Annotated in this window: 15 protein-coding genes and 1 tRNA gene; 7 read left to right on the forward strand and 9 right to left on the reverse strand. The window is 56.9% G+C overall.

Translation table 11 applies throughout. From position 1 onward, the window contains the following. Positions 1 to 320: 320 nt before the first annotated feature. The 3 genes from HZB23_08305 to HZB23_08315 form a co-directional block, all read right to left on the reverse strand. Positions 321 to 396, reverse strand: a tRNA-Arg gene (locus HZB23_08305). A gap of 569 nt (positions 397 to 965) precedes the next feature. Then, positions 966 to 2,468 carry a cobalamin B12-binding domain-containing protein gene (locus HZB23_08310; protein ID MBI5844655.1) on the reverse strand — a complete coding sequence of 501 codons (1,503 nt, stop codon included), beginning with the start codon at positions 2,466 to 2,468 and terminating at the stop codon, positions 966 to 968. A gap of 56 nt (positions 2,469 to 2,524) precedes the next feature. Then, a complete protein-coding gene (locus tag HZB23_08315; GenBank protein ID MBI5844656.1) occupies positions 2,525 to 4,156 on the reverse strand; it encodes a PQQ-binding-like beta-propeller repeat protein in 1,632 nt (543 codons plus the stop codon). Between the two features lie 210 nt (positions 4,157 to 4,366). Between HZB23_08315 and HZB23_08320 the strand changes: the two genes are divergently transcribed. Beyond that, positions 4,367 to 5,008, forward strand: coding sequence for a protein-L-isoaspartate(D-aspartate) O-methyltransferase (locus tag HZB23_08320; GenBank protein MBI5844657.1), 642 nt, complete (start codon positions 4,367 to 4,369; stop codon positions 5,006 to 5,008). Positions 5,009 to 5,087: 79 nt separating this feature from the next. Beyond that, a complete protein-coding gene (locus HZB23_08325; protein MBI5844658.1) occupies positions 5,088 to 6,086 on the forward strand; it encodes a hypothetical protein in 999 nt (332 codons plus the stop codon). Positions 6,087 to 6,195: 109 nt separating this feature from the next. On the opposite strand, the gene HZB23_08330 is transcribed toward HZB23_08325, so the two are convergent. The 5 genes from HZB23_08330 to HZB23_08350 all read right to left on the reverse strand — a co-directional run bounded on the left by HZB23_08330 (position 6,196) and on the right by HZB23_08350 (position 13,110). Beyond that, a complete protein-coding gene (locus tag HZB23_08330) occupies positions 6,196 to 6,762 on the reverse strand; it encodes a class I SAM-dependent methyltransferase (GenBank protein ID MBI5844659.1) in 567 nt (188 codons plus the stop codon). A gap of 62 nt (positions 6,763 to 6,824) precedes the next feature. Continuing rightward, a complete protein-coding gene (gene orn, locus HZB23_08335; protein ID MBI5844660.1) occupies positions 6,825 to 7,379 on the reverse strand; it encodes an oligoribonuclease in 555 nt (184 codons plus the stop codon). 80 nt (positions 7,380 to 7,459) lie between these two features. Continuing rightward, the gene (locus HZB23_08340) at positions 7,460 to 8,212 is read right to left on the reverse strand and encodes a ribonuclease H-like domain-containing protein (GenBank protein MBI5844661.1); all 753 of its coding nucleotides are present in this window, start codon (positions 8,210 to 8,212) and stop codon (positions 7,460 to 7,462) included. A gap of 293 nt (positions 8,213 to 8,505) precedes the next feature. Further along, entirely contained in the window at positions 8,506 to 8,697 is a 192-nt protein-coding gene (locus HZB23_08345; protein ID MBI5844662.1) for a hypothetical protein, read from the reverse strand. A 159-nt stretch (positions 8,698 to 8,856) separates the two neighbouring features. Next, the gene (locus HZB23_08350; GenBank protein ID MBI5844663.1) at positions 8,857 to 13,110 is read right to left on the reverse strand and encodes a diguanylate cyclase; all 4,254 of its coding nucleotides are present in this window, start codon (positions 13,108 to 13,110) and stop codon (positions 8,857 to 8,859) included. 836 nt (positions 13,111 to 13,946) lie between these two features. Between HZB23_08350 and HZB23_08355 the strand changes: the two genes are divergently transcribed. The 3 genes from HZB23_08355 to HZB23_08365 all read left to right on the forward strand — a co-directional run bounded on the left by HZB23_08355 (position 13,947) and on the right by HZB23_08365 (position 20,543). Beyond that, positions 13,947 to 16,328 (forward strand): PAS domain S-box protein, encoded by a 2,382-nt coding sequence (locus tag HZB23_08355; GenBank protein MBI5844664.1) that lies wholly within the window; start codon positions 13,947 to 13,949, stop codon positions 16,326 to 16,328. 421 nt (positions 16,329 to 16,749) lie between these two features. After that, complete coding sequence (locus HZB23_08360; GenBank protein ID MBI5844665.1) at positions 16,750 to 17,418, forward strand: TetR/AcrR family transcriptional regulator; 669 nt, start codon at positions 16,750 to 16,752, stop codon at positions 17,416 to 17,418. 113 nt (positions 17,419 to 17,531) lie between these two features. Continuing rightward, a complete protein-coding gene (locus tag HZB23_08365) occupies positions 17,532 to 20,543 on the forward strand; it encodes a formate acetyltransferase (GenBank protein MBI5844666.1) in 3,012 nt (1,003 codons plus the stop codon). A 163-nt stretch (positions 20,544 to 20,706) separates the two neighbouring features. Here the strand turns inward: HZB23_08365 and HZB23_08370 are convergent, their stop codons facing one another. Beyond that, on the reverse strand, positions 20,707 to 21,315 hold the full coding sequence (locus HZB23_08370) for a threonylcarbamoyl-AMP synthase (GenBank protein MBI5844667.1): 609 nt from the start codon (positions 21,313 to 21,315) through the stop codon (positions 20,707 to 20,709). A 134-nt stretch (positions 21,316 to 21,449) separates the two neighbouring features. On the opposite strand from HZB23_08370, the gene HZB23_08375 reads away from it, so the two are divergent. After that, a complete protein-coding gene (locus HZB23_08375) occupies positions 21,450 to 21,776 on the forward strand; it encodes a divalent-cation tolerance protein CutA (protein ID MBI5844668.1) in 327 nt (108 codons plus the stop codon). Positions 21,777 to 21,813: 37 nt separating this feature from the next. Next, on the forward strand, positions 21,814 to 22,704 hold the full coding sequence (locus HZB23_08380; GenBank protein MBI5844669.1) for an alpha/beta fold hydrolase: 891 nt from the start codon (positions 21,814 to 21,816) through the stop codon (positions 22,702 to 22,704). Positions 22,705 to 22,713: the final 9 nt, after the last annotated feature.

Genomic DNA, 22,713 nt, shown 5'->3' on the forward strand with positions numbered 1-22,713 from the left:
AGTCACGCCCTCGCAGTCCGCCTCCTTCAGAATCCCGATAATCTCTTCCTGACTGAACCGCTTCACCTTCATCAAAATCCTCCTTCCCGGTTTTAGAGGATTCTAACATATCAAACGGTCCAGTTTTTGGGGAGCAGGGCACCCCTTGCCCGGATCACCCCGGAAAGTATCTCCCTGGCCGGTGGTGGTGTCGCCTTATCCGTGGCGGTGGTGAGCGGGATAAAAGCGGGATAAAAATTTATAGCGGGATAGGAGCGGGATAAAACCGAAGGCAACGAAAAAGGGGTTAAGCCGTTTATGGCCTAACCCCTTGATTTAATTGGTGCCCCCGGCGAGAATCGAACTTGCGGCACATGGATTAGGAATCCATTGCTCTATCCACTGAGCTACGGGGGCTTATGTTTTAAACTTCGGCTCCGAAAACTTACACAATCAAATGCCAATTCCGGAGGTTCTGCTGCAAAATACCGGCTCCGGGAGAGTGTAGGTTAAATACACGTTCAGGGAGAGTGTAAGATAAAATACAGGCGCCGAGAGATTAGTTATTCAGGTGTTGACTCCGGCTTATATGTTCAAATGCCGACGGAGCGGGCTTGTAAATTCAAAGGCCGACGCATCGGGCTTGTAAATTCAAGGGTCGACACCTTGGACCTTTGTTTTCAAATGCCGACGATTGCTCCCTCGGCGGAATCCGTACCATAGCCCAAGCCGCTTAATCCCTCAAGCATTTTTTTCCCTGAAATTAAAAATTTCCGCCTGCTGAAATATTTCGGCGAGCGGGATTTAGTCCCGTTTGTTTGAAAAACCGCCGGTCGTGATGGAGAGAAAACATATGTAAACCGGTGACTTGCGCCGGGCCCGGTAAAAACCCGCAAATGCCGAAGCCGACTTAAGGCGCAAAGCCCGGAATGACGAAATCTGTCAATGGCCATCTGAAAAATGAAACCGGACAATATCGATATCCGTCAGACCCTGCCAATGACCCTAACCCATGAAAGCCGTAAAAATTCCCTGGCCACGAAGGAGCTTTTTAAAAGGGGCAGGGAGCTTTTCACTCCTCCAAGGGGGTGCCTAAAAAACAGGTAAAGCAACAGGAGAAGCTGTTTTCTTTGCACGTGACGGGTAAGCTCGTTGGGAGTAAAGTCCCTGGTCTTTATGAAACTTCTTGTGTGGCTTAGCTCGGTATAATCAAAATCCCCGGAAAGCGACCCCGTTTCCCTGCACTCCCTTTCAAGCGCCGTACCCGCGAAGGGCGACACCATGTTGAACTGGAAAACGCCGCCTGACAGAGTTTTGATGTAGTCGAAAGTCTCTTGCAAGGTATTCCTGGTTTCTTCGGGAAAACCCACCATGAAGTTCAGCAAAAACCGGAACCCCATTTTTTGGGCGCTTTCGATAATTCTGCGGGCTTTTTCGAGATCATGAGGTTTTTGCATATAGCGGGAGATAATGGTAGTGCTTCCGCTTTCGAGGGAAAGACACAGGGAGCGGCAGCCGCTACGCCACATAAGCGAAAGGGTTTCCTCGTCCAGGTGTTCGAAGTCGAGCCCCATCGGAAACCAGGGAACGTTTATCCGCCGCTCGATCATTCCTTCCATGAGCTCAATCGCCCGGCGCTTGTTGATCATGAAATTGTCGTCCACAAAAGAGAGGCTGCGAAAACCGTATCGCCCGACCAGTTCTTCCATCTCGTCCAGGACCAACCGGACATCGCGCTGCCGATGTCTGCTCCCCCAAAAGCGGGTGGTGGCGCAGAAAAGGCAGCCGTGAGGGCATCCCCTTGAAAACTGCAGCAGGCCGTGGGGGCCTGCTCCGGGCATCATGTACTGAAGAAGGAGGCAGTTGCTCCTGTATGACTCAACCGGAACAAGGTCCCATGACGGCCTTGGAAGCTCATCCAGCTTACCGAGAAAAACCTCCTTTTTATTGACGATCACCTGCCCTCCAAGGCGATAGGCGACCCCGTCAACTTCAGCGGGCCTATGGCCGTTATCAAGGCAAACGATGAGGTCCCGAAAGGATTTCTCCCCCTCGCCGATGACGATGTAATCGATGGCCGGGTTTTCTTCCATAACGATCTCCGGCAGGCAGGAAACATGCCCACCTCCGGCGACAGTTATGATTTCTGGAAACCTTCGGCGGATTTCCCTGAAAAGCCTCGCCGCAACAGGAAAGCTTATGGAAAAAAGGCATGAAATGCCCACGATGTCTGGCCTGCATTCCTCTATCCGCCGCAATATGTCGCAATCCTCCATGCCGCTCACCTGGGTTCGGGCGTCATGGGTTCTTATGGTGTCGAAACCTTCCGCAAAGGCGTCCAGCACAACCACGTCAGCAAGATCGCGCACGTTGGAGGCCACGTAAAGCAGGCCCAGGGGGGGCGTCATGGAGCGGGCGCTTAAGAGGCCGAACCTGAGCGGCGGCGATATGAGCATTATCTTTTTAAATCCGGATCGGCCTTCTGCCATGAATTTGAGGTTCCTTTCCCTTATGCAGCCTGTCCGCCCGCAACCGAAGCGGTTTCTCAACGCTTGGCGGAAACCCCTGCCCATTGAGCGGCGAGGTCAACCCGGAAGGCCCCGGCCATGGAGTGGACCCAAGCGGTATCGCCTTTGATACATATCCCGTGCGGACGCCCCCCCATCCTGAGTTCCCATGCGCGCTCTCCTGAAGCGAGGTCAAGGGCGATGAGGCGTCCGCCGGAATAATCGAGTATGTAAATCGCGTTACGCTTTAAATCGAGGCGCAGCCTTCTTGCGTGGACCGCCCCCCTGTAGGTGCGCCTCACCGTAAAGGTTTTAAGATCAACGGCATAGAGGGAATTGTAAACCCCGGACTGAAAATACAAGGTCCCGCTTTCCTCGTCCAAGGCAAGAGCGGTCCCCAGGGTCCAGCCAAGGTCAAGGGTCCGCAAAATCTCAAGGTTGTCCGGGTCAACCTCGATGAGGTCCGCCTTGCCCGGAGTGAGGATGAAATACATCTTTCCGGTTTTTTTGGATTGAACCGGGCACCACGCAGTATCGCCCCTGCCCATGTACCCCTCTGCGGAAAGGTTTCTTCCGTGCAGGAGATTCCCTGTTTCAAGGTCGTATAAAAGGAGGGCCGGGTAAAACTCCGTGGCCACCACTATGCGTTCAGAGGCGATGTCCTTTATGACGCTCATGGGCTCCCACAGGATGGGGAGCAGGCGGACCTGGCTTTCAATCACCCTTTTGATGGACAGATCTTTTGCGTCAAGCTCGTAGATGTGATGGTCGTGCCAGGGGGCGAGAAAAACGGAGTCTTCGGTGTACCATGTCTGGCGCACGTTGGAATCCGTGAGGACGTATCTGATTTCACCCGTCAAAAGGTCCTTGCGCACAAGCATGGGATAGGTAAGCTGCTGTACGTAGGTAACGCCGTAGGTGAGGAAAAGCGTATCCTGGGCATCGTTCACCCATATGCTTCTGGCGTTGGGAACCGCCCTTATGGTTTCCTTCGATTCAAACCTTTCCCATTCGGGCCGCAGCACCCGCCCGCGCAGCATGGGATCACGGTCCATGGCGGCCTGCAGTTCGACCGAATCGAACAACTTGACCACTCCGGGCTGGGCCGCGACCTTTTCAGCCGGAAAACGACCGGGGCCGCCAAGGTACCACTGGTGGGCGAAAAAACACAGCGTGAGGAAAAAATACGGAATCACGCTCGCGGCTATGCGAAACCGCCCCCTTTTCACCGTGAAATAAAGGTAAAAAATAAGCCATGCGGCGATTCCGGCAATGGCCATCCATGCCATTGAAGTCCACAAGGCCAGGGTTAGCGCGAAAAAATAGGTACCGTAAAGTTGAAATGCGGGATTGAACCGGCTGAAGTAGCCCACGAAGACGACCCAGCCGGAAAAAAAAACAAGCCAGAAGAAGGAGTTTGCCAGAAAGGCCGGGAAAAGTATGCCTGAGCGGATGGTTTCCTTAGCCTTTTGCGAATGCATGAGCCTGAAACGGCCCGAACAGAAGTACTCGGCCAGGAGAACCGGGGCGAAAAAAAGCCAGATCGCAAAATTGTACGGCAGTTTCCAGAACACGTAAATGGTCTGGATCGCGTGCATGTAGGCCACGACGGCCCAGGCGGAAAAAAAGGGAAACAGCATCCTGTCCAGCCGCTTGATCATCGCGCCCAATTGAAGCCTTTCGACCGTATGATTTTTAACCGGATACACAGCATCATAAGAGCCAATTGTCAGGGCCTGTTGTCAAGAAAAATCACGCGTTTTCAAGGTTATGCATTATTCCCCCCAGGCTGCCTCTCCTTGTTTGACTTCCGTTGCCCCTGTTGACGAAGTCTTGAGCAGTTGGTAAATAATGATGAACCCATAAAATGGAGACCCTGCATGAACCTCGATTCCCTGCGCGAACGGATGGTGACGGAGCAGATCAGGATGCGGGGCGTATCTGATCCCGCCGTGCTTGCGGCCATGCGCAAAATTCCGCGCCACTTGTTCGTGAGAGAGGATTTCAGGGACGAGGCTTACGAGGATCACCCCCTGCCCATCGGGGAGGGCCAGACCATCTCCCAGCCCTTCATCGTGGCGGAAATGACCCAGGCTTTAAGCCTCACCCCAAGAGACCGGGTGCTGGAAATAGGCACGGGCTCAGGCTACCAGACCGCCATTTTGGCGGAGATAGCCAGGAGGGTTTACACAATTGAACGGGTGGAGCCCCTCCATGCAGAGGCAAAATCCCTGCTTTCCGAGCTTGGATACTTGAACATCAGTTTCCGGTGCGGAGATGGAACCCTTGGCTGGCCTGAGGAAGCGCCCTTTGACGCCATTCTGGTTACGGCGGGCTCGCCTTCGGTTCCGTCCGCGCTCAAGGCCCAGCTCGCCAAGGGAGGGCGCATGGTGATACCGGTCGGGGACGAGGGGCTTCAAAATCTCATGCTTCTGGTAAAAGACGACAACGGGTTCAGGGAATACGACCTTGGCGGGTGCAGGTTCGTTCCCCTGGTGGGAAAGCAGGGATGGCGCGAGTGAAATCGAGAAGCAAAACCGCCCTGCCCTGCCTGCAAAATATTGGGTAAACTCCAATCCGCCCAAACAGGGATAGACAGCCATGAAAAAGTCCTTCATCACCTGGCGGCTTTCCTTCATTTCCCTTCCGGGCAAGGAAGAAATGAAAAATGCAGCGGCCCTCATCTCCCCCATCGCCAGTGTCGCCAAGCCCGACGACTATGGCTGGATAATGAGGGAGTTCGGACTCCACGACATCTTATTCATCGGCCAGTCTTCCGAGCGCACTGCAGGGGAAATTGCCTTGGACGCCCTCAGCCGAGCGCACCGCATCGGAAGGGGCTGGAGCATTACATGGCCCGCATCGGCCCGTTCTTCCGAACAGGGCATGACAGACCAGGAAATAATGGGGTCGGCGATGCCAGATGGCATGGCGGGATTTCGCGGGGCGATCAACGTTTCCTTCCCCTTTGTTAAAATGGACTTAAAGGGCCTTGAGTCGGCCTCGTTCTTCCTGACCATAGAGGAAGAGGAAAAGGTCAGGATTGAACCCGTGGCCGAGCCTGTGGGACGGGTTGAGGAAGCTCCCGGGCCGCCCGGGCCATCGGCCATCGAAGTGATTTCAGCCCTGGGAAGGCTCCTTGTGACTTACAGGTCAACCGCCTGGAAATGGGATAAGGCCGGGGCTGCCCGACAGGCGGAGTCCCTGGGTTTCAGGCCGACCGGCGAGGAGTACGAGGAATTGTACTTCTCCTGTCCGGACGGAGCAAGGCTCAGGATAGCGACGGACGGGGACGCCGTCACCTGGATCGAGTTCATACTTGCGGATTTCAAGGACCCTCACCTTCTGGACGAAACAGCCTTTTCCCAAAAGCAGGATGAATTCCAGGCTCTTTTCGAGCAGGCGGTCCATTACTCCAAGGCCCTTTTAGGGCCGCCGCTTTTTGCGGGAGCTTCAGGCGAAAAGGGTTTCCCGGCGGATCAATGGGCGGACTTCGCTGCGGTTTGGGCCGTGGGGGAGAAAAGGCTCATGATCCAGCAAAAACATAACGACAGGGAGCTTCCCCTGGAACTTTGTCTGGTATTCGCCCCCAAAGCATGACCGGGGTTTTTCGGAAAATTTTTAAGCCGCGAGGGACAAAAAACGGTGAAGCGCTTTTTTGCCGTAAAAAGGGGCGCTTCACCGTCGTTTTCAGGCGCAGGGCCATGAATCAGGCTTCTGGGGGCTTTATAAGAAGAAGCCGTCTTTTTGACAAATCCGAAAAAGCCGGTTCCGTTGAAAAACCCGCCTTGCCTGCAATTTCCAGCGTTTTTTCAAACTCGGCCAACTTCACGTGGCCGCCCGGCTCCTTCACGAACATTCTTCCGCCAGGCTTAAGCGCGCCGTATATCTCGCAAAAAAGCGCCGCCTGATCCGGCATTTCGTGAACCATGTGGATGGCCGCAGCAAAGTCCACCGAGTTTTTGAGATCGGCTATGCCAAGGCTTCCTGGGGCCACGCACCTTGTTTCTATCCTTTGGGAAAGCCCCGCCTTTTTCGCCCTTTTTTCCAGAACGGAGAGCATTTTGGGCTGAATGTCAACGGTGATCACCCTTCCTTCGGGCCCCACCAGCCTTGCCAGCGGAAGGGTGAAGTAGCCCATGCCGCAGCCCGGCTCCAGAACCGTCATTCCCGGAAGAACGTGGGGGGAGAACATGCGTTCCGGGTTTTCTATCAATTTGCGCAAGGGATTGAGCAGAACGTAGCCGATGATGGGGGGGCATACCCTGTGGGCCATTGGAAGCTCCTGTTTCAGCAAGGGGTGAGACCTTGAAATTTTCGTTCAGCCTATGGGCCGAGTCATACCTTTTGAAGGTCTTCGGGTTTCACGAAAAGCCTTTGCCGGTAGAATTTGAGTTCCCCGATGGATTCCATGATGTCGCTTAAGGCGGTGTGGGCGTTATTCTTCTCGTAGCGGGGAAGATTCGGATACCAGCGCTTCACAAGCTCCTTTATGGTGGAGACATCCACCATCCTGTAATGAAGATACTCGTTTAAAGCGGGCATGTATTTCACCAGGAAGCGACGGTCCTGCCATATTGAGTTGCCGCACAGGGGCACCGTCTTTTCCTTCACGTGGGCCGACACGAAGGCGAGCGTCAACCTTTCGGCCTCTGCGTTATCAATTTTCGAGGCCAGCATCCGGGCCAGAAGGCCGGACTGTTCGTGATGCTCCCGGCTCCAGGAATCCATGGCCGCGATCACTTCCGGGGGATGGCTGATGGCGATCACCGGCCCTTCTGCCACAAGGTTTGCGTCCTTGTCCGTAATCAGGGTGGCTATTTCGACGATCACCGCCGTATCCGGGTTTAAGCCCGTCATTTCAAGGTCCATCCAGACCAAATAGTCGTCCATTTTTTCTCCGATTCGCGGATTATTGAAAAAGCACGAAATTTTCTACACGCGAAAGGGCTTTTGGTCAAGGCCGCGTCAAATCAATCCTTCGGGGGGATGTTCCGGGCGAGGAGACGCTCGAAGGCCAGATTCATCAGGGGTTCGAGGTTTTCGGCGTCCGCCCGGTTGTAGGCCACCAGCCGGTCCAGGGACTCCCTGTCCCCGTTTTGCCAGTTGCGCCACAGATACACCGCGTCCAGGCCGTTTAGACCGTCTATGTCGGCTGACCTGGAAATCCCCGTTTCGTGCTCGATTTTTTTCAATCCACCCGTAAGGCCCAGCTTACGCAGCACGAACCTTAGGTCGATGTGGGCCTTGGGAAGCCAGATGTTGGGAAAGGCCCGCCTTATGAAGGGGAGATCGAATCCTGCCCCGTTGAAGGTTACGACCATCCCGTAATCGGCCACAGCCGCCTCGAAATCATCGAGGTTAAAGCCCGCCACGAAGCTTTCCGGGCCGCGCTTTCCATACAGGCCGATGACGGTAATTTCGTCCATGCCGAAATCAAGGCCAGCGGTTTCGATGTCGAGGTAACACGCGTCGTGGCCGAAATCGCCGAAAAGACGCCAGGTTTCCTGGGCCGGAAGCCTTTCCCAGAACCAGCCCGGATCATCCCGGTGCGCAATGCTTTCCTTCAGCACACCCCTGATGGCGGCGTCTCTGCCGGGGGAAAACACCATCCTGTTCCGGTCGAGAAAATCCCGCCACGTGCGGATTCCCCTGTCCCACAGCCGCCTTTCGGTCCTGTGCCCGATGCCGTCAAGATGGATGAATGTTTGTTCGATGAGGCTCAAGTCCGGTCTTTCAGGCATCGGCCAGGATGGGCGCAAACGATGAAATGCCAGGCGCGCGAGCGAGCGGGGAGGGAGCGTACCCGCCCAATGGCCTTTTTGTGCAATAGGTTTGAAGGGTTAACCTTAAAGCACTTTCTTTCACGTTTCCCATTATTTGAAACCACGATGATAGAGTGCGCACAAGCGATGAAATGCCAGGCGCGCGAGCGAGCGGGGAGGGAGCGTACGTTTTTGTACGTGACCGACACGCGAGGCGATGCGCAACGCCGCAGTTCGCGCTTGTGCGCACTCTATCAGTTCATTTCATTCCAGCGATCCATGGCCTTGTGCAGCATTTCCGCCAGTTCGGGGTCTGTGGCCTCGATCTTCACTGCGGTTTCCCTCCAGGTTTCGGTTACGGAACCAAGGCCCTTGGCCTTCAATATTAACTCCACGTAGAGAAAGAGGTCGTCGCGGTTCATTTCATCGAAATCGGGCGTATCCATGCATCTTCTTCCTTTGGCTTTGGGTTTTAAGGTTTTCGGAACAAGGTTTTCGCCTTGAACTCCACCGGACGGCGAGTTCCCGAAGGACGGGAAACCCGTTCGGACCGGGCGCGGGAATATCGCAGGAGTTCATCCTTGGCGGGGCTTTCGGAATGCTTTTCACTTTTCGGGGGTTTTTCCGGGGAACGCGCGTTTTACGGCCTCCCTGACGCGGGGTTCCGGGTCATCGGCCAGGGTGGCTAAAACTTCGAGTCCTGCGGGGTCTGCAATGGAGGCCAGGGCCAGGGCTGCGGCGGCCCTGACTGCGGCGGGCTGCTCCTTTTTGAACCAGAGGAAACCCCTGGGCTTCAGAAGGCGCGCGATGGGCTCCACGGCTTCTTTGGAGCAGAGGCATCCCAGGGCGGTGCAGGCTGCTGTGATGGTTCTTGGCTCCTTTGCCGACCTCACCACCTCGACGAGGGCCGGAACCGCGTTTTTCGAGCATATGCGCCCCAGGGTGCGTATCGCCCCTTCGGCCAGGGGGACATCGGAGTTGTCGACGTAAGACATGAGCAGGGTTGTTATCTCCACCCCGCCAAGGCGCTCGGCCAGACCGAAGGCGGCGTGGCGCACCTTGGGGTTTCCGTCGCCTAAGGCTATGGCGATTTCCGAGCCCAGGTCGCGGTCAACCAGATCGGCCACGGTCAGCATACCGGCCCGGTGGGCGGGTTCGGAATCGGTGGCCAGCTCCGCCTTGAAAAGGCCGACGGCCTCGTCCCCGGCCTTTGAGATGGCGGAAGCCGCCACCTGCCTGGTGCGGGGATCGTCGCTTTCCTTGATGACGGAAAGAAGGAGCGGAACGGCGGCGGGGCCTAAGCCGCCCATTATGGACAGCGCCGCCTGCCTTCGTTCGGAGTCCGAGGATGCGGCGTCGGTGACCAGGAGCTTTTCGGTCTGGGGAGGAAGAAGGATGACGATGCGGTCGGCAAGGTCGTAGTCCTTCTCGGAATCCGACTCGTAGAGGCTGTCCCTTCTCTGGTTGAGCCTTCCCAGGACCCAGGTGGCCAGGTTGTAGTCGGAAATCTCCACCATGCTGGAAGCGACACCCACCAGGACCGACACGAGCCTTGCGAGGGATTCGGATTCGGATTCGGCTGAAAAGGCGGCAAGGGTCGGCTCGGCCAAAAGCTTGAGAAAGGGGGCCTGGGAATTCAGGTCCGGGGCTTCGGCGAGGCTTTTCACCGCCTGGATCACCGCGAGCTTTTTTGTGCCGTCGCCTTGGGTGTAGATGGAAAAAAGGTTTTCCAGCTCCATCGCGGCATTTTCGGCCTCGCCTTTTAAAAAGAGGTCGCGGACCAGTTCCGGGGCTTCCTGGACGGGATCGCGTTTTTCCTTCCGGGATTTTTTCTCGGCTTCAGCTTCTTCCGCTCCCTCCTGGGCTATGCCGGTCTCTCCGTCTTCCAGGGATTCTTCGTCTTCGGGAAGGCCCGCCGCCTTTGTCTGGCTTTCCAGGATGCCGTAAACGGCCTGGTCAAAAAGGATTCCCGATATGCCCTGCTCCCTGGCCGAACCTGTCCAGAAGGCGGCGTCCACGTTTTCCTGGGGACGGTTGGCTGCGGTTCTGAAAAAGGCCACGAAATCCGCCGTGGTGCTTTTGGGCAGGAAGGTGATGCTCTTTATACCGCATGTTTCCAGGTAGCGCAGAAGGGCCGGGGTGAGCTTTTCGAATTCCGGGTGCTCCACCCTGACCCCGTTGGCCAGAAACGTCGTTCCCACACGAGCGAGGGTAAGATACGGCTGGCGGGCGAAAAAATTTTTAAGGGACTCCATCACCTGCTCTATGGCAATGGCTGCCACCGGCCCCTCAGGGGGATAGAGCCTCATCTTGGCGGCGGCTCCCAGAAAGTTTCGCACGGCGGCTGCGGCGTAAACAAGGTCCTCTTCGGACAGCTCGCAATCCTCGGAAAGGGTGGCGGCAAGCTCCCTTGCCTCCTCTTCGGTGGGGACGGCGGGCCCCTCCCTCATTTCCGCGTAGCGCACCTGGCGGAGAATGATCCTTGCCAGACCCTGTTCGGCGGCGAATTCGACCCAGAACTTGTCCCGGATCATCTTGCGGTCCACCCGCCCCGCCGCGTCAAGCATCTTGAAAAGCTCGTCCTCGGAGATTCCCTGCTTGAAGATGACTCCGGCAAGTTCAAGCCTGCTCAAAAAGGTGATGAAGCTTTCGGCAGTGCCCTTGTAATCGGAAACGTCGGCCTCGACCCCGTTGATGTAAAGGGCCTTTTTTTCATGGGCCAGATGGACCTGGGAATTGGACAAAAGGATGGCGTCCAGGACCGACTTCAGCTTGGTCACGGCGTTTCTGGTGAGCTGGGAGCCTGCGGGATACAGCTTGGTGTTCCTGATGGCGATCAGAAAAGAGCGCATCAGGTCGGGCACAAGGCTTGTGCCCTCGCCATCCAGGGGCTCGTCGGGGATCGCGTCGGGCGGGCCGTCTCCGCTGTAGAAGGCGGCCTCCGAGGCGTTGAACACCACGGTGTTGTGCCGGGACTGTAGGGCCTCGTAGAGCTTGGCCTTCTCGATGTTGGCGGAGCGCTGGAAATGGTAGGCCAGGATGGCCGCCGAGGGAAGAAGGCCTTCCTTGTGAAGCGATTCCTGGTAGGAGCCTATGCGCTCGTGAATCTTTTCCCTGGGGTCGTCGCCCATGCCGCCGTATATCAGCTCCGCCACCCTGGAGCTCAAAAACCTGACGTTTTCGTCGTTATAAGCGAAATCCACGCTTACAAGGCCCTGGGAGACGGCCTGTTCCAGAAAGTCCTGAACCTGGGCCTCCATTTCATCGGCGCTGCCGGAAAGAAGAGACATGGAAACGTTGTCGCCATAGGCTGAAACCGTGGCCAGGATTTTTTTGGACTCCTCATCCAGGCTGGTCACTTTACGGCTTATGATCTCCTCCAGGGAACGCGGCAGATAGCCCTCTTCCAGGGGCGCAACCGCCCAGCTTTTTTCGGACGCCTTGATTTTCTTGTCGGAGACCAGATTTTTTAAAATTTCCGAAAGAAACAGGGGATTGCCCTGACTCGTTCTGGCGAGTTCCCTCACGAAACCGTTGGGAAACACGGCTCCCGGAAAGGCCTGGGAAAGGTGCGTGGACAAGTCTTCATCGGAAAGGGGCGTCAGCCTCACCTTGTGAATGGATAACTCGCTTCCGTGGTTATAGCGGAACCGCTCCAGGGGGGTTGAGTCGTCGTCGGGTATGACGGAGGTGGAGCCGGTATCCGTGGCCGAGGCGCAAACGAAAAGGGGAAGCGTCTTTTTTTGGATGAAAAGGCGAAGGAGCATCAGGCTCGCCTCGTCGGCAAGGTGCATGTCATCCACGAAAATAACGAGGGGGCCTTTTTCGCTAAGCGCCGGTATGAACCTGAAGAGGGTGGTGAAGATCATTTCCCGATTTCGGGAGTCGTCCTCCTCGTCCTCCCACTTTCGGTCGCAGCCCGCAAGCTGCGGGAGCACGCAGGCCAGGGCGTCGCGCTCGGCCTCCGAAAGGCTTTTCAGTGCGGCCACTCCCTTGTCCGGCCTCCTGTCCATAAGGGCCAGCACGATGTCCGCAGCCACGCAATAGGGCCGGAAAAGCTCGTGCGCTTTGGACGCAACCCTTATTCGCGGAATCCTGGTGCGGGCCAGGGTCTGGTCCACCATGTCCAGAAAGGCCGTCTTGCCGGTGCCGGGAGCCCCTTCTACAATTATGAACTGGCTCTCCTTCTGCATGAACTTTTTAAGGTGGCCAACCACCTGGGCCAATTGGGCCTTGCGTCCCGCCGTGGGGGCCCTGTTGGCGGCTGCGAGGGAGTTTTTGGCCGCCGTGGTTTCCGGGTCCACCGAGGCTGCGTCCGCAACCCTGTCCCTGCCGGTGCGCTTGGCCAGGTAAAGGGCGGAATCCGCCCTGGCCACAAGCTCCTTGCCGTTGGCGGCGTCCTCAGGGGCCGTGGCCACGCCCACGCTGAAGGTTATGCTGAGGTTTACGTCAGGGTCCGAAATATGGCAGGAGTTGTCCCGCGCGGCCTGCACCAGGCGCTGGCCGAGGGCCAATGCGTCGGCCTTTCCCGATTCGGGCAGAAGAACCATGAACTCGTCGCCGGCGTAGCGGATGGGGATTCCCATTTCCGCAGCAGCCTGTCTTATTACGTTGGCCACGAAGACCAGGGCCTGATCCCCTGCCTGGTGTCCGTGGGTGTCGTTTATGAGCTTGAAATGGTCCAGGTCAAGCATGACCAGGGACACTGGCCTTGCGCCGGTCTTTTCCCACTCGATCTTGTGCTCGAAATAATGCCCAAGGAACCGTCTGTTGTTGAGGCTTGTGAGTTCGTCCTCAAATATCAGGCGCGACGGGTCCTTGCCCGTCATTTTCATGAATGTGAGAAGGTCTTGTTCCATCGAGCCGTTCCCGCTTCAACAGGCCGCCCGAAAACGGCGGCCCGCATTTTCCGCTCAAAACACCAAGGAGGCTTGAAGGTCCTGCCGGACGCCTGAAATCCGGCAAACGCCTTTCAGTCCCGAAGGATGGCCGGACAGCCGCTGCTGACTCCGGTTTCCACCCTGTCCCGATAAAGCCGAATATTTATTTTCAGCTCCAGGCACCATTGTAAGTCCGACAGGCTTACAGTTCAAGTCCCAAAGGGGGCAGGATCACCCCGATTCATAAAATTATGCCACAACTTCCTGATTTGCAAACAGATACCAAAGCGATACAAAATTTTCCCGTTGGCAGTGCAATGAACCGTCAACAATTATTACGGAGAGCAGGGTTTAATTCCATCTTTCGAACTCCCAAAAACGGCGGAGGAGCAGGCTTCCGGCATTTCGCCCCTCGGTCAGGTTTCCTTAAAACGGAAAAGAACCATGCTCCGCTTAATATTAAAGCCTGCGGACAGCGCGCCTTTTCCAAAAAGAGGCCATAACGGGCGGACGTGTCAAGGCCGCTCTCTCATTTTACAAGTGCCGACAAAATTATGATGGTTCCGCAAAAATCCCGGCAGGGCTTCTTATGCGCAGCCAGGTTTTTAGTCCGTTTCCGGTCGATTCACGGCCCGGCCCCATTGCCTTTCCCCGAAACGGCCTTGCTCCGGTCTTCTTCGGAAACCAGGAATAATATATGGCATAATTCGTGCATAAACCGATGACAGGTAAAAACAGTTGCACCATTCCAGCCGCAGTGGTAGGAGTGGCGTCCTCTGGCAAAAAAAATCCAAACCAGCCAAGGGAGACCGCACATGTCCGGCGATCCGTCCCTCAATTCCCTCAAAAAAGAACTGGATGGCCTCAAAAAGGCACTCGCCCTCTCGGAAACCCGTTACAGGGAGGTCGTGGACACCGCCAACAGCGTCATACTCCGCCTGGACCACGACGGCAACATCACCTTTTTCAACTCTTTCGCCCAGAAATTCTTCGGCTTTTCCGAAGAGGAAATTATCGGGAAACCTGCGGTGGGAACCATAGTTCCCGAAACCGAGACCTCCGGGCGCGACCTTGTGGACCTTCTCCTGAAAATTTGCAACAACCCGGACAACTACTGCGCCAACGAAAACGAAAACATCAAAAAAAACGGCGAACGCGTCTGGATAGCCTGGACCAACAAGGCCATAACCGATGACGCCGGGCAGGTGCGGGAAGTACTTTGCATCGGAAACGACGTCACTGCGGCCAGGCGGGCGCTCGCCGACCTCGACCTTGAGCGCCGCCAGCTTCTTTCGATATTCGACAGCATAGACGAGCCAATCTATGTCTCCGACCCTCAAACATACGACGTGCTCTACATCAATGCCGCCCTGCGAAAACTGTTGGGCGACGCCACCGGAAAAAAATGCCACGAGGCCTTCCAGGGCCTGGATAAACCCTGCCCGTTTTGCACCAATTCCTCCCTCTTCGGGGAAAACGCCGTATCATCATACGTATGGAACCAGAAAAACCTGATCACTGGCCGGTGGTTCCGCTGCATGGACAAGGCCCTGCTCTGGCCCGACGGACGAATGGTGCGCTATGAAATGGCCGTTGACATAACCGAGAGGATGAGAAGCGATGAACTCCTCCAGGATGCCCACAACGAGCTGGCCGAGGCAAACCGGCGCCTCAGGGCCGACATAGATCAGCGCCAGAAGGCCCAGCGGGAGCTGCTCGAAAGCCAGGAGGCGCTCCTGGAAAGCGAGGAGAAATTCCGCCTTGCCTTTGAGAACGCGGTGGACGCCATATTCTGGGCCGATCCCATCACCGGGCGCATCCTAAACTGCAACAAGGCCGCCGAGGCCCTCCTGGAAACCAGCAGGGAGCGCATAATAGGACGCCACCAGACGGTGCTTCACCCTCCCCAGAAGGCCGTCCACTACATGGAGATGTTCCGCCGCCACTTTCAAACCCCAAGGATAGCGGACGAGGAAGCGGAGATCATAACCGAAAGCGGTTTCGTAAAACCCGTTCACATCACCGCCTGCGCCACGGTAATAGGCAAAAAGATCATTCACCAGGGCATTTTCCGTGACATCACCCACCGCAAGCGCGCCGAAGACGCCTTGCGGGCCAGCGAGGCCCGCTACAGGAGCCTCCTGGAATTCTCCCCCGACCCCATCGCGGTTTACGACAACGAGGGCAGGGTCATGTACGTCAACCCCGCCTTCGAGGAAACCTTCGGCTGGAAACTGGGCGAGCTCATCGGAAAAAGAATCAATTTCGTGCCGGATGAGAACTGGCCCGAAACCCGCGACGCCATAGAGCGCATGAAGGCGGGCGAAAAGGTTCTCCTGTTCGAGACCCGCCGCTCCACCAAGGACGGGCGGATACTGGACGTTCAGATAAGCTCTTCGGTATTCTACGGCGCGGACGGCAAAACAGCAGGCAACGTGGTGTTTCTCCGGGACATAACAAGGCGCAAGACCCTTGAGGAAGAACTTTTACAGGCGAAAAAGCTGGAGGCCACGGGAGTTCTGGCCGGAGGGCTCGCACACGACTTCGGAAACCTTCTGGCCATCCTGGTGCTGAACATAGAACTGGCAAGGAGCCGCATCTCGGCTGGCGACCCCTCGGCCCAGTTCATGGAAGACGCAATGGAAGCCTGCCACAGGGCCCGCGACCTCACTTACAAGTTCATCACCTTCTCGCCCGGCGGCTCCCCCCATCGCAGCATGGCCATGATTGCCGATCTTTTGGCCGAATGTCTCTCCCTTCTGGACGGCGTCTCCGACATCACATATTCCACGGCGCTTCCAAAAGACCTCTGGGGCGTGTCCATAGACCGCCGGCAGATGAAAACCGTGTTCACCGAAATAATCAGAAACGCCATGGAGTCCATGCCGGAAGGCGGAATAATAAGGCTTTCGGCGGAAAATATACGGATAGACGAAAAAACAGCGGACTCGCTTCCCAACCTGCCGCCCGGACGATACGTGAAAACCGTAATCAGCGACCAGGGCAGGGGCATTCCCGCCCAGAACCTGCCCAGGGTCTATGACCCCTACTTCTCCACCAAGGAACGCGGAACGCAAAAAGGCATGGGGCTTGGGCTTTCCATCGCCTGGAGCGTGGTAAAGCGTCACGGCGGAACCATCCGCATGGAAACAGGCCCGGGCGGGACCGATGTATTCATCTATCTCCCCGCCCCCTGACCAGGGCGTCCACACGCGCGATCCGCTGTGTCGAACTTCGCCGGGCGGGGTCGTTATGTACCTTGAGTACACGGCCTCCCCCGCCCGGCTTGTTCTCCTTGCGGCTCATCGCTTGTGATCGCCCTGGAATTGTCTGCAGGGTAAGGCGCGAAAGACCTTATCAGGCGGCATGATATTACAGCCCCACCTGGCGGGGTTCCGTCATTCAAAACGTCTGACATTCCTCATATGATTTCCACTAGCCGCGCCTGCCCTGTATTTCGCAAAAATCACGTTTCATAAAGTTGCGGCTCTCAAGGCGTCTTGCGGGGCGGAAACCAAGGGGCTGGATTTTTGCCCGCTCCCCGGCGGGATGGGAAACTCCCTTGACAAAATAAGATGAGCGGTGTTTAATGAACATAGTTCAACTAATGGAGGAGCCGTGCCCAAAAAACCCCGAAGCCCGGATGAAATGGAATCAGCAAAAAGCCGGATTCTGGAATGCTCCTTGTCCGTTCTGGCGGAAAAGGGCTTCGAGGGGCTTTCCATGCGGGAGGTGGCCCGCAGGATGGGCGTTGTTGTGGGGACCCTTTACGGCTATTACCGCAACAGGGACGATCTCTACCTTGCGGTCCTCACGCGGGGTTTCGAGAGGCTCTACGACAGGTTCCGGAAAATTCCGGCCAACCAGGGCCAGCCCTTGGAAAACCTTGCAGCCATGGCCGGGGCCTACCTGGATTTCGGCCTGGAAGAGCCCCACTTTTACAACATCATGTTCACCTGGCACGTGCCCAAGTTCCGGGACTATCTGAATACGCCCATGGAACAGGCGGCCCGCGTCGAGCTTGAAACGGCCCTGGCGGTTTACAGGCTGGTGCTCGACCAGATCGACGGGCTCCTGGCGGAAACGGAACGCTCCTCCACGGAAGACAACAGGTATTGGGCCATATTTTTCTGGTCAACGCTTCACGGCTACGTTGCCGGGCTCAATAACACCCTTCTGAACTATATGCACGACAAGCCCCTCGATCTGAAGGAACGCTTTCTGGCAACCCTTCTTGAGAGCATCCGCCTGGGCCTGTCCCGGCTTGGGGCCGAAAAAGGCTTGTGACCCAAACTTGATTTTAAAGAGGAAATCCGCCGCTTGGAGAGGGTCTTGACGCCTCAAAACAAAAACAGCGCGGGGTTTTTCGCCCCTGCGCCATCAATCACAAGGGGCTTAAAATGTTCCTCAACTCAGACTCCTTTTTAGCCCGTAAAATCGGCCTTTCAGAAGGCCGCTCCGCAACCGGCCTCCTGGTCAGGTTCCTTCTTTGGCTCATGGCCAAGAACTTCAACCTCAGAAAGGGCCTCAAAAACGAGCTTTCGGGCTTCGAAGGCCCGGTCAGCTTCACGGCGGGCATAAGAACGGACAACGGAAGCGTGAACGCCGCCATAAGGTTTCACGAAAACCTCGCACGGGTTCTTCCGGCCATCCCCGAAGACGTCCAATGCGTGCTTGCCTTCAAAAGCGACACGGCGGTCAAAAAATTCCTTTCCGCCACACCCACGGATCAGGTTTACATGATCCTCAAAAACGAGTTCAAGACTTACGGCAACGCCTCTTATCTCAACCTTTTCATCTATTACATAAGCCTTCTTTTAAGCAAAAAACAGATCGGGGTGATGGAGAGGGAGCGCCGAAAGGACCGGAAACGCCTCGCGGAAAGCTCCAAAAAGCCCGCCGGGGGACCATCGGGCGAAAAGGCCGTGCGCGGAAAAGAACGCATGAAGGCCGCCGGTTGCGACCCTTTCGTGAAATACCTTGCGGACCCCTATCTTTCGGAATACGGCCTGGATGACTTCCCCAGGGTGAAGGCCTTTCACGAGAGGCATTTTTCGGCCCGGGCCGAGCTCTGCCCGGAGCTTCCCCAACTGGTCACCCAATGGCATCGGGAAAACGGCTTTGAGCTCAAGAAGGACGGCTCGCCCTGGAACCCCATCCTCAGAAAAGCCGCCTGCTACAAGAATCTCATGGAAAACCGGCTTCCCAGAATAAACGAAAACGACCTGATCGCAGGAACCACTACCAGCAAGGACATAGGGGTTGTGGTCTATCCCGAAGGCCACGGCACTATGATCTGGGGGGAGCTTCTCACCCTGCCCCACCGGAGCCTGAACTCCTGCGACGTCTCCCCAGAAACCCGGCGGACGCTGCACCGAGACGTCTTCCCCTATTGGGTGAACCGGAATTTCAAGGAATGGGTGCGGGGAAAGTACAACAGCCCCCTATGCCAGCAGATAGACGAACGCTTCGCGGTCTACTTTGACTGGAAATCCGTCACCATCTCCCACACCATCCCGGACTTCCCGAAAATCCTGAAAATCGGCGCGGGCGGAATCATAAGGGAAATCCGTGAGGCCATGGAGGCCGACCCGGACCCCGAAAGAAACGTCACCCGCCAGGCCATGATCCTGTGCCTGGAAGGGCTCATCGCCTACGCAAAAAACCTTTCGGCCAGGGCGGCCCAAGAGGCCCAGGCCCACCCGGACCCGGAAAGGCGCACGGAGCTTGCCCGCCTTTCCGAAACCTGCGCCAGGGCCGTGGAGTCCGGGGCAGGCAGCCTTGACGAAGCCTTCAACGTGGTGTGGATAACCTTTGTGGCCCTTCACATGGAAAGCACCAACGCGGGCCTTTCCATGGGGAGGCTGGACCAGTGGCTCCAGCCGTATTTCCTGGCCGACATGGAAAAGATCGCCGATGACGACGAACGAAGGGGATACATTAAGCGGGCCATCGAACTCACGGGATGCTTCATGATGAGGGCCACCGACCACCTGCCCTTAACGCCGGACGTGGCCAATTTCTACTTCGGCGGAAGTTCCTCGGACCAGGCCATCACCTTAGGCGGGGTCACCCCGGAAGGCGATGACGGGGTGAACGACATGACCTACATCTTCCTTAAAGTCACGGAAATGCTCGCCATACGCGACCCCAACGTGAACGCTCGCTACAACCCGGACAAAAACAGCGACACCTACCTGAAACGCCTGTGCGAGGTGAACCTCATCACCACGGCCACTCCTTCCATGCATAACGACCGGGCGGTGTGGGCCTCTTTGGCCGAGTTCGGCTACGCCGAGGAGGATCTCAGGAACTGGTCGGCAACCGGCTGCGTGGAGCCCACCCTTTCGGGGCGGCACATCGGCCACACCAATTTCCAGATGATAAACATGGTGGCGGCTCTCGAAATGGCCATGAACAACGGCCTTCACCCGCTCATGGACTGGAAGCTGGGGCCGGATACCGGCGTCATCGAAAACGGCGATTTCACCAGTTTCGACCAATTTTTCGAGGCCTTTGAAATTCAGTTCGCCTTTCTCATCGACCAGTCCATCCAATATAACGAGATGCTGGCCAAGGCCCACCAGGAGCTTCGGCCCACCCCCATGCTTTCGACCTTGATCGAAGACTGCATTACATCGGGAAGGGACGTCACCAAGGGAGGGGCGCGCTACAACAGTTCCGGCTCGGCCTGCATCGGCCTTGCCGACGTCACCGATTCCATGATGGCCATAAAAAAGCTGGTTTTCGACCAGGGCAAGCTGACCTTTTCGGAGCTTAAAAAGGCTGTTGACGACAACTTCGCAGGCCACCCGGCCATTCTCGCCATGGTGAAAAACAAGGTCCCGCTTTTCGGGTCCGGAAACCCCGAAGCGGTGGAAATGGCCAACCGCATAGCCAAATTCGCCCACGACCGCTACGGCTCCTACACCAACTACCGTGGAGGAAAGTACACCACGGGCTTCTGGTCCATGTCCAACCACGTGGCCTACGGCACCTTAAGCGGCGCGCTCCCGTCCGGGAAGCTCAAGGGCAAGCCCTTCACCCCCGGCCTCACCCCCCAGCCCGGAGCCTCCCCCAACCTTCTGGACAACCTCAGGGACGTGGCCAGCCTTGACCCTCGCAACATGAACAACAACATAGCCTTCAACGTGAAGGTGGTTCCGCATCCGGGCGACAGCCACGAAAAAACCGTGGAGACCATGCACCAGTACGTTAAAACCTACTTCGCCTTAGGCGGAATGCAGATGCAGATGAACACGGTGACAAGCGACACACTAAGGGACGCCATGGCCAACCCGGAAAACTACAGGCATCTTCTGGTGCGCATATCCGGCTACAACGCCTATTTCACGACGCTCAACCGGGACATGCAGATGGAGCTTATCGAGAGGGCCGAGTACGGCCTTTAACAGCCTGTCTAAAAACGCGAATAGCTGTGTCAGGCTGGCTTGGCCGGCTCGTTATGTACATTTAGTACACGGCCTCCCCGGCCAAGCCAGCCTTCCTTGCTCTTCATCGTTTTTAGACAGGCTGTTAATACGGCAGGCCAGAGAAGGGAAAAAAGGCGGGTGCTTATTCGAAAATCGACACGTCGCCCTCGCCGCGCCGAATTATCTCCGGCTCGTCGCCTATGAGGGAGATCACCGAGGAGGGCTTTCCGGGCACCGGGCCGCCGTCGATAACGAGATCGATCTGGCCCTTGAAGTAATCGTGCAAAAGGGAGGGGTCGGCGAAATCCTTGCCGTCGGCGGATTGGGCGGAGGTTGAGATTACGGGGTTTCCCAGGGCCTCCACCAGGGCCAGGCAGATGGCGTGGTCAGGTACCCTTATTCCAGCCGTCTTGCGGCGGGTGAGCATGATGTCGGGAACCAGCCTGGAGCCTTCCAGGATGAAGGTGTAGGGGCCGGGCAAAAGCCTTTTCATGGTCTTGTAGGCCCAGTTGGTGACCTTGGCGTAGTCCGAGATGTTTTTGAGATCCGCGCAGATGAAGCTGAAGGGCTTGCCCGGGTCTCGCTGCTTTATCTGGTAGACCTTCTTTATGGCCTTCTTGTTCAGAATATCGCAGCCGATACCGTAATAGGTGTCGGTGGGATAGGCGATTATGCCCCCGTTCCTCAAAACGGTGACCACCTTTGCGATGAGGCGTTCCTGGGGGTTTTCAGGGTTTATGGAAACGAGCATTTTCGGCACTTCCCGGTTGATTTCGCTTAAGCCCTGCAAGGGGCTACTTCCCTTATCGGCAAAGCCATGTCTTGTCAACCTGGATAAACGCTGATATGTAAGGCTCACAACCATCTTGCGGGAGGATGCGCCGAATGGCCGAGGCTATGGTCTACATCACGGCCCCGAACACCGAGGAGGCCGAACGGATAGCCGAAAAGCTCGTCGCGGACAGGCTTTGCGCCTGCGTCAACATAATCCCGGAAATCCGTTCGGTTTACTGGTGGGACGGGGCGGTTCAGAAGGGCTCTGAAGTGGCCCTTATCTCCAAAACCCGCGAAATTCTGGTGCCTGCCGTCATCGAGGCCGTGAAGGCCATGCACTCCTACGAGGTTCCGGCCATCGTGTCATGGCCCATATCAAGGGGAAACCCGGATTTTTTGAACTGGATCAGGGACGTGACCAGGATTCCTCCGGTCTGAAGCGCGTTGCCGGTCAACTTTTTTCGGGATGGACAAAATGAGCGCGATTATAAAGGACAGCGTTTTTTTCGTGAAGGGCGACGGACTTGTGGGGCGTTTTTTTCTTCCGCCCAAAAAAAAGCGCCCGCCGGTGGTGGTGATGGGCCACGGTTTCGGGGCTGAAATGGCTTTCGGCCTTGCGCCCTTCGCCGAGCGTTTCGTCAAAAAGGGCCTTGCGGTTTTCATGTTCGATTACAGGGGCTTCGGCGAATCAGCGGGAATGCCGCGAAACCTGGTCCACCCGTTCCGCCACCTTGTGGACTGGAAGGCGGCCCTGGCCCACGTGCGGCAAAGCGGCCTCGTGAACTCCGAGCGGCTCGGGATATGGGGATCGTCCTTCGCGGGCGGGCACGTTGTGGTCACTGCGGCGAAAGACCGGGGCGTGAAGGCCGTGGTCTCCCAGATTCCCTTTTTGGACGGGGTGGCCTCCGCCAACGAGCGCGGCCTTGTTTTCGGTTTAAGGGCGGCCCTTGCGGGCGTCCTGGACCTGGCAAGCCAAGCGGTGGCCGGGGAGCCCCTTTATGTCCCCATCGTGGGCGGAACCGGGGCCATAGCGCCCCTTGCCATGCCCGGAAACCTGGACTCCTACCTGGGGCTCATTCCCGAAGAAAGGCGCACCGCCTGGGGAAACCGCTGCCCTGCCAGAATTTTCCTTCTCACCGCCCTTTACAGGCCCATAAAGTACGCGCCCAAGGTAAAATGCCCGGCCCTTGTTGTGATGGCGGAGGAGGACAACCTCATTCCCGCGTCCCTGGTGGAAAAAGCGGCGTCTCTCATGCCCAAGGGAAGGCTCATGCGCCTTCCGGTGGATCATTTCGCGCCCTACAGCGGGGAGCCCTTCGAGAAGGTGGTTACTGCGGAGGCGGACTTCTTCGCAGAGGTTCTTTAGCAGCCCGTC

It is taken from the genome of Deltaproteobacteria bacterium, from assembly GCA_016235345.1.
Taxonomy (GTDB): domain Bacteria; phylum Desulfobacterota; class Desulfobacteria; order Desulfobacterales; family Desulfatibacillaceae; genus JACRLG01.

Bases quoted from the DNA above. Each gene is read 5' to 3' on its own strand.
- HZB23_08330 (MBI5844659.1), bottom strand. From the start codon at position 6,762: ATGGCCCACAGGGTATGCCCCCCCATCATCGGCTACGTTCTGCTCAAT.
- HZB23_08380 (MBI5844669.1), top strand. From the start codon at position 21,814: ATGAGCGCGATTATAAAGGACAGCGTTTTTTTCGTGAAGGGCGACGGA.
- HZB23_08355 (MBI5844664.1), top strand. From the start codon at position 13,947: ATGTCCGGCGATCCGTCCCTCAATTCCCTCAAAAAAGAACTGGATGGC.
- HZB23_08350 (MBI5844663.1), bottom strand. From the start codon at position 13,110: ATGGAACAAGACCTTCTCACATTCATGAAAATGACGGGCAAGGACCCG.
- HZB23_08320 (MBI5844657.1), top strand. From the start codon at position 4,367: ATGAACCTCGATTCCCTGCGCGAACGGATGGTGACGGAGCAGATCAGG.
- HZB23_08370 (MBI5844667.1), bottom strand. From the start codon at position 21,315: ATGCTCGTTTCCATAAACCCTGAAAACCCCCAGGAACGCCTCATCGCA.
- HZB23_08365 (MBI5844666.1), top strand. From the start codon at position 17,532: ATGTTCCTCAACTCAGACTCCTTTTTAGCCCGTAAAATCGGCCTTTCA.
- HZB23_08375 (MBI5844668.1), top strand. From the start codon at position 21,450: ATGGCCGAGGCTATGGTCTACATCACGGCCCCGAACACCGAGGAGGCC.
- HZB23_08325 (MBI5844658.1), top strand. From the start codon at position 5,088: ATGAAAAAGTCCTTCATCACCTGGCGGCTTTCCTTCATTTCCCTTCCG.
- HZB23_08310 (MBI5844655.1), bottom strand. From the start codon at position 2,468: ATGGCAGAAGGCCGATCCGGATTTAAAAAGATAATGCTCATATCGCCG.
- HZB23_08345 (MBI5844662.1), bottom strand. From the start codon at position 8,697: ATGGATACGCCCGATTTCGATGAAATGAACCGCGACGACCTCTTTCTC.
- orn (MBI5844660.1), bottom strand. From the start codon at position 7,379: ATGGACGACTATTTGGTCTGGATGGACCTTGAAATGACGGGCTTAAAC.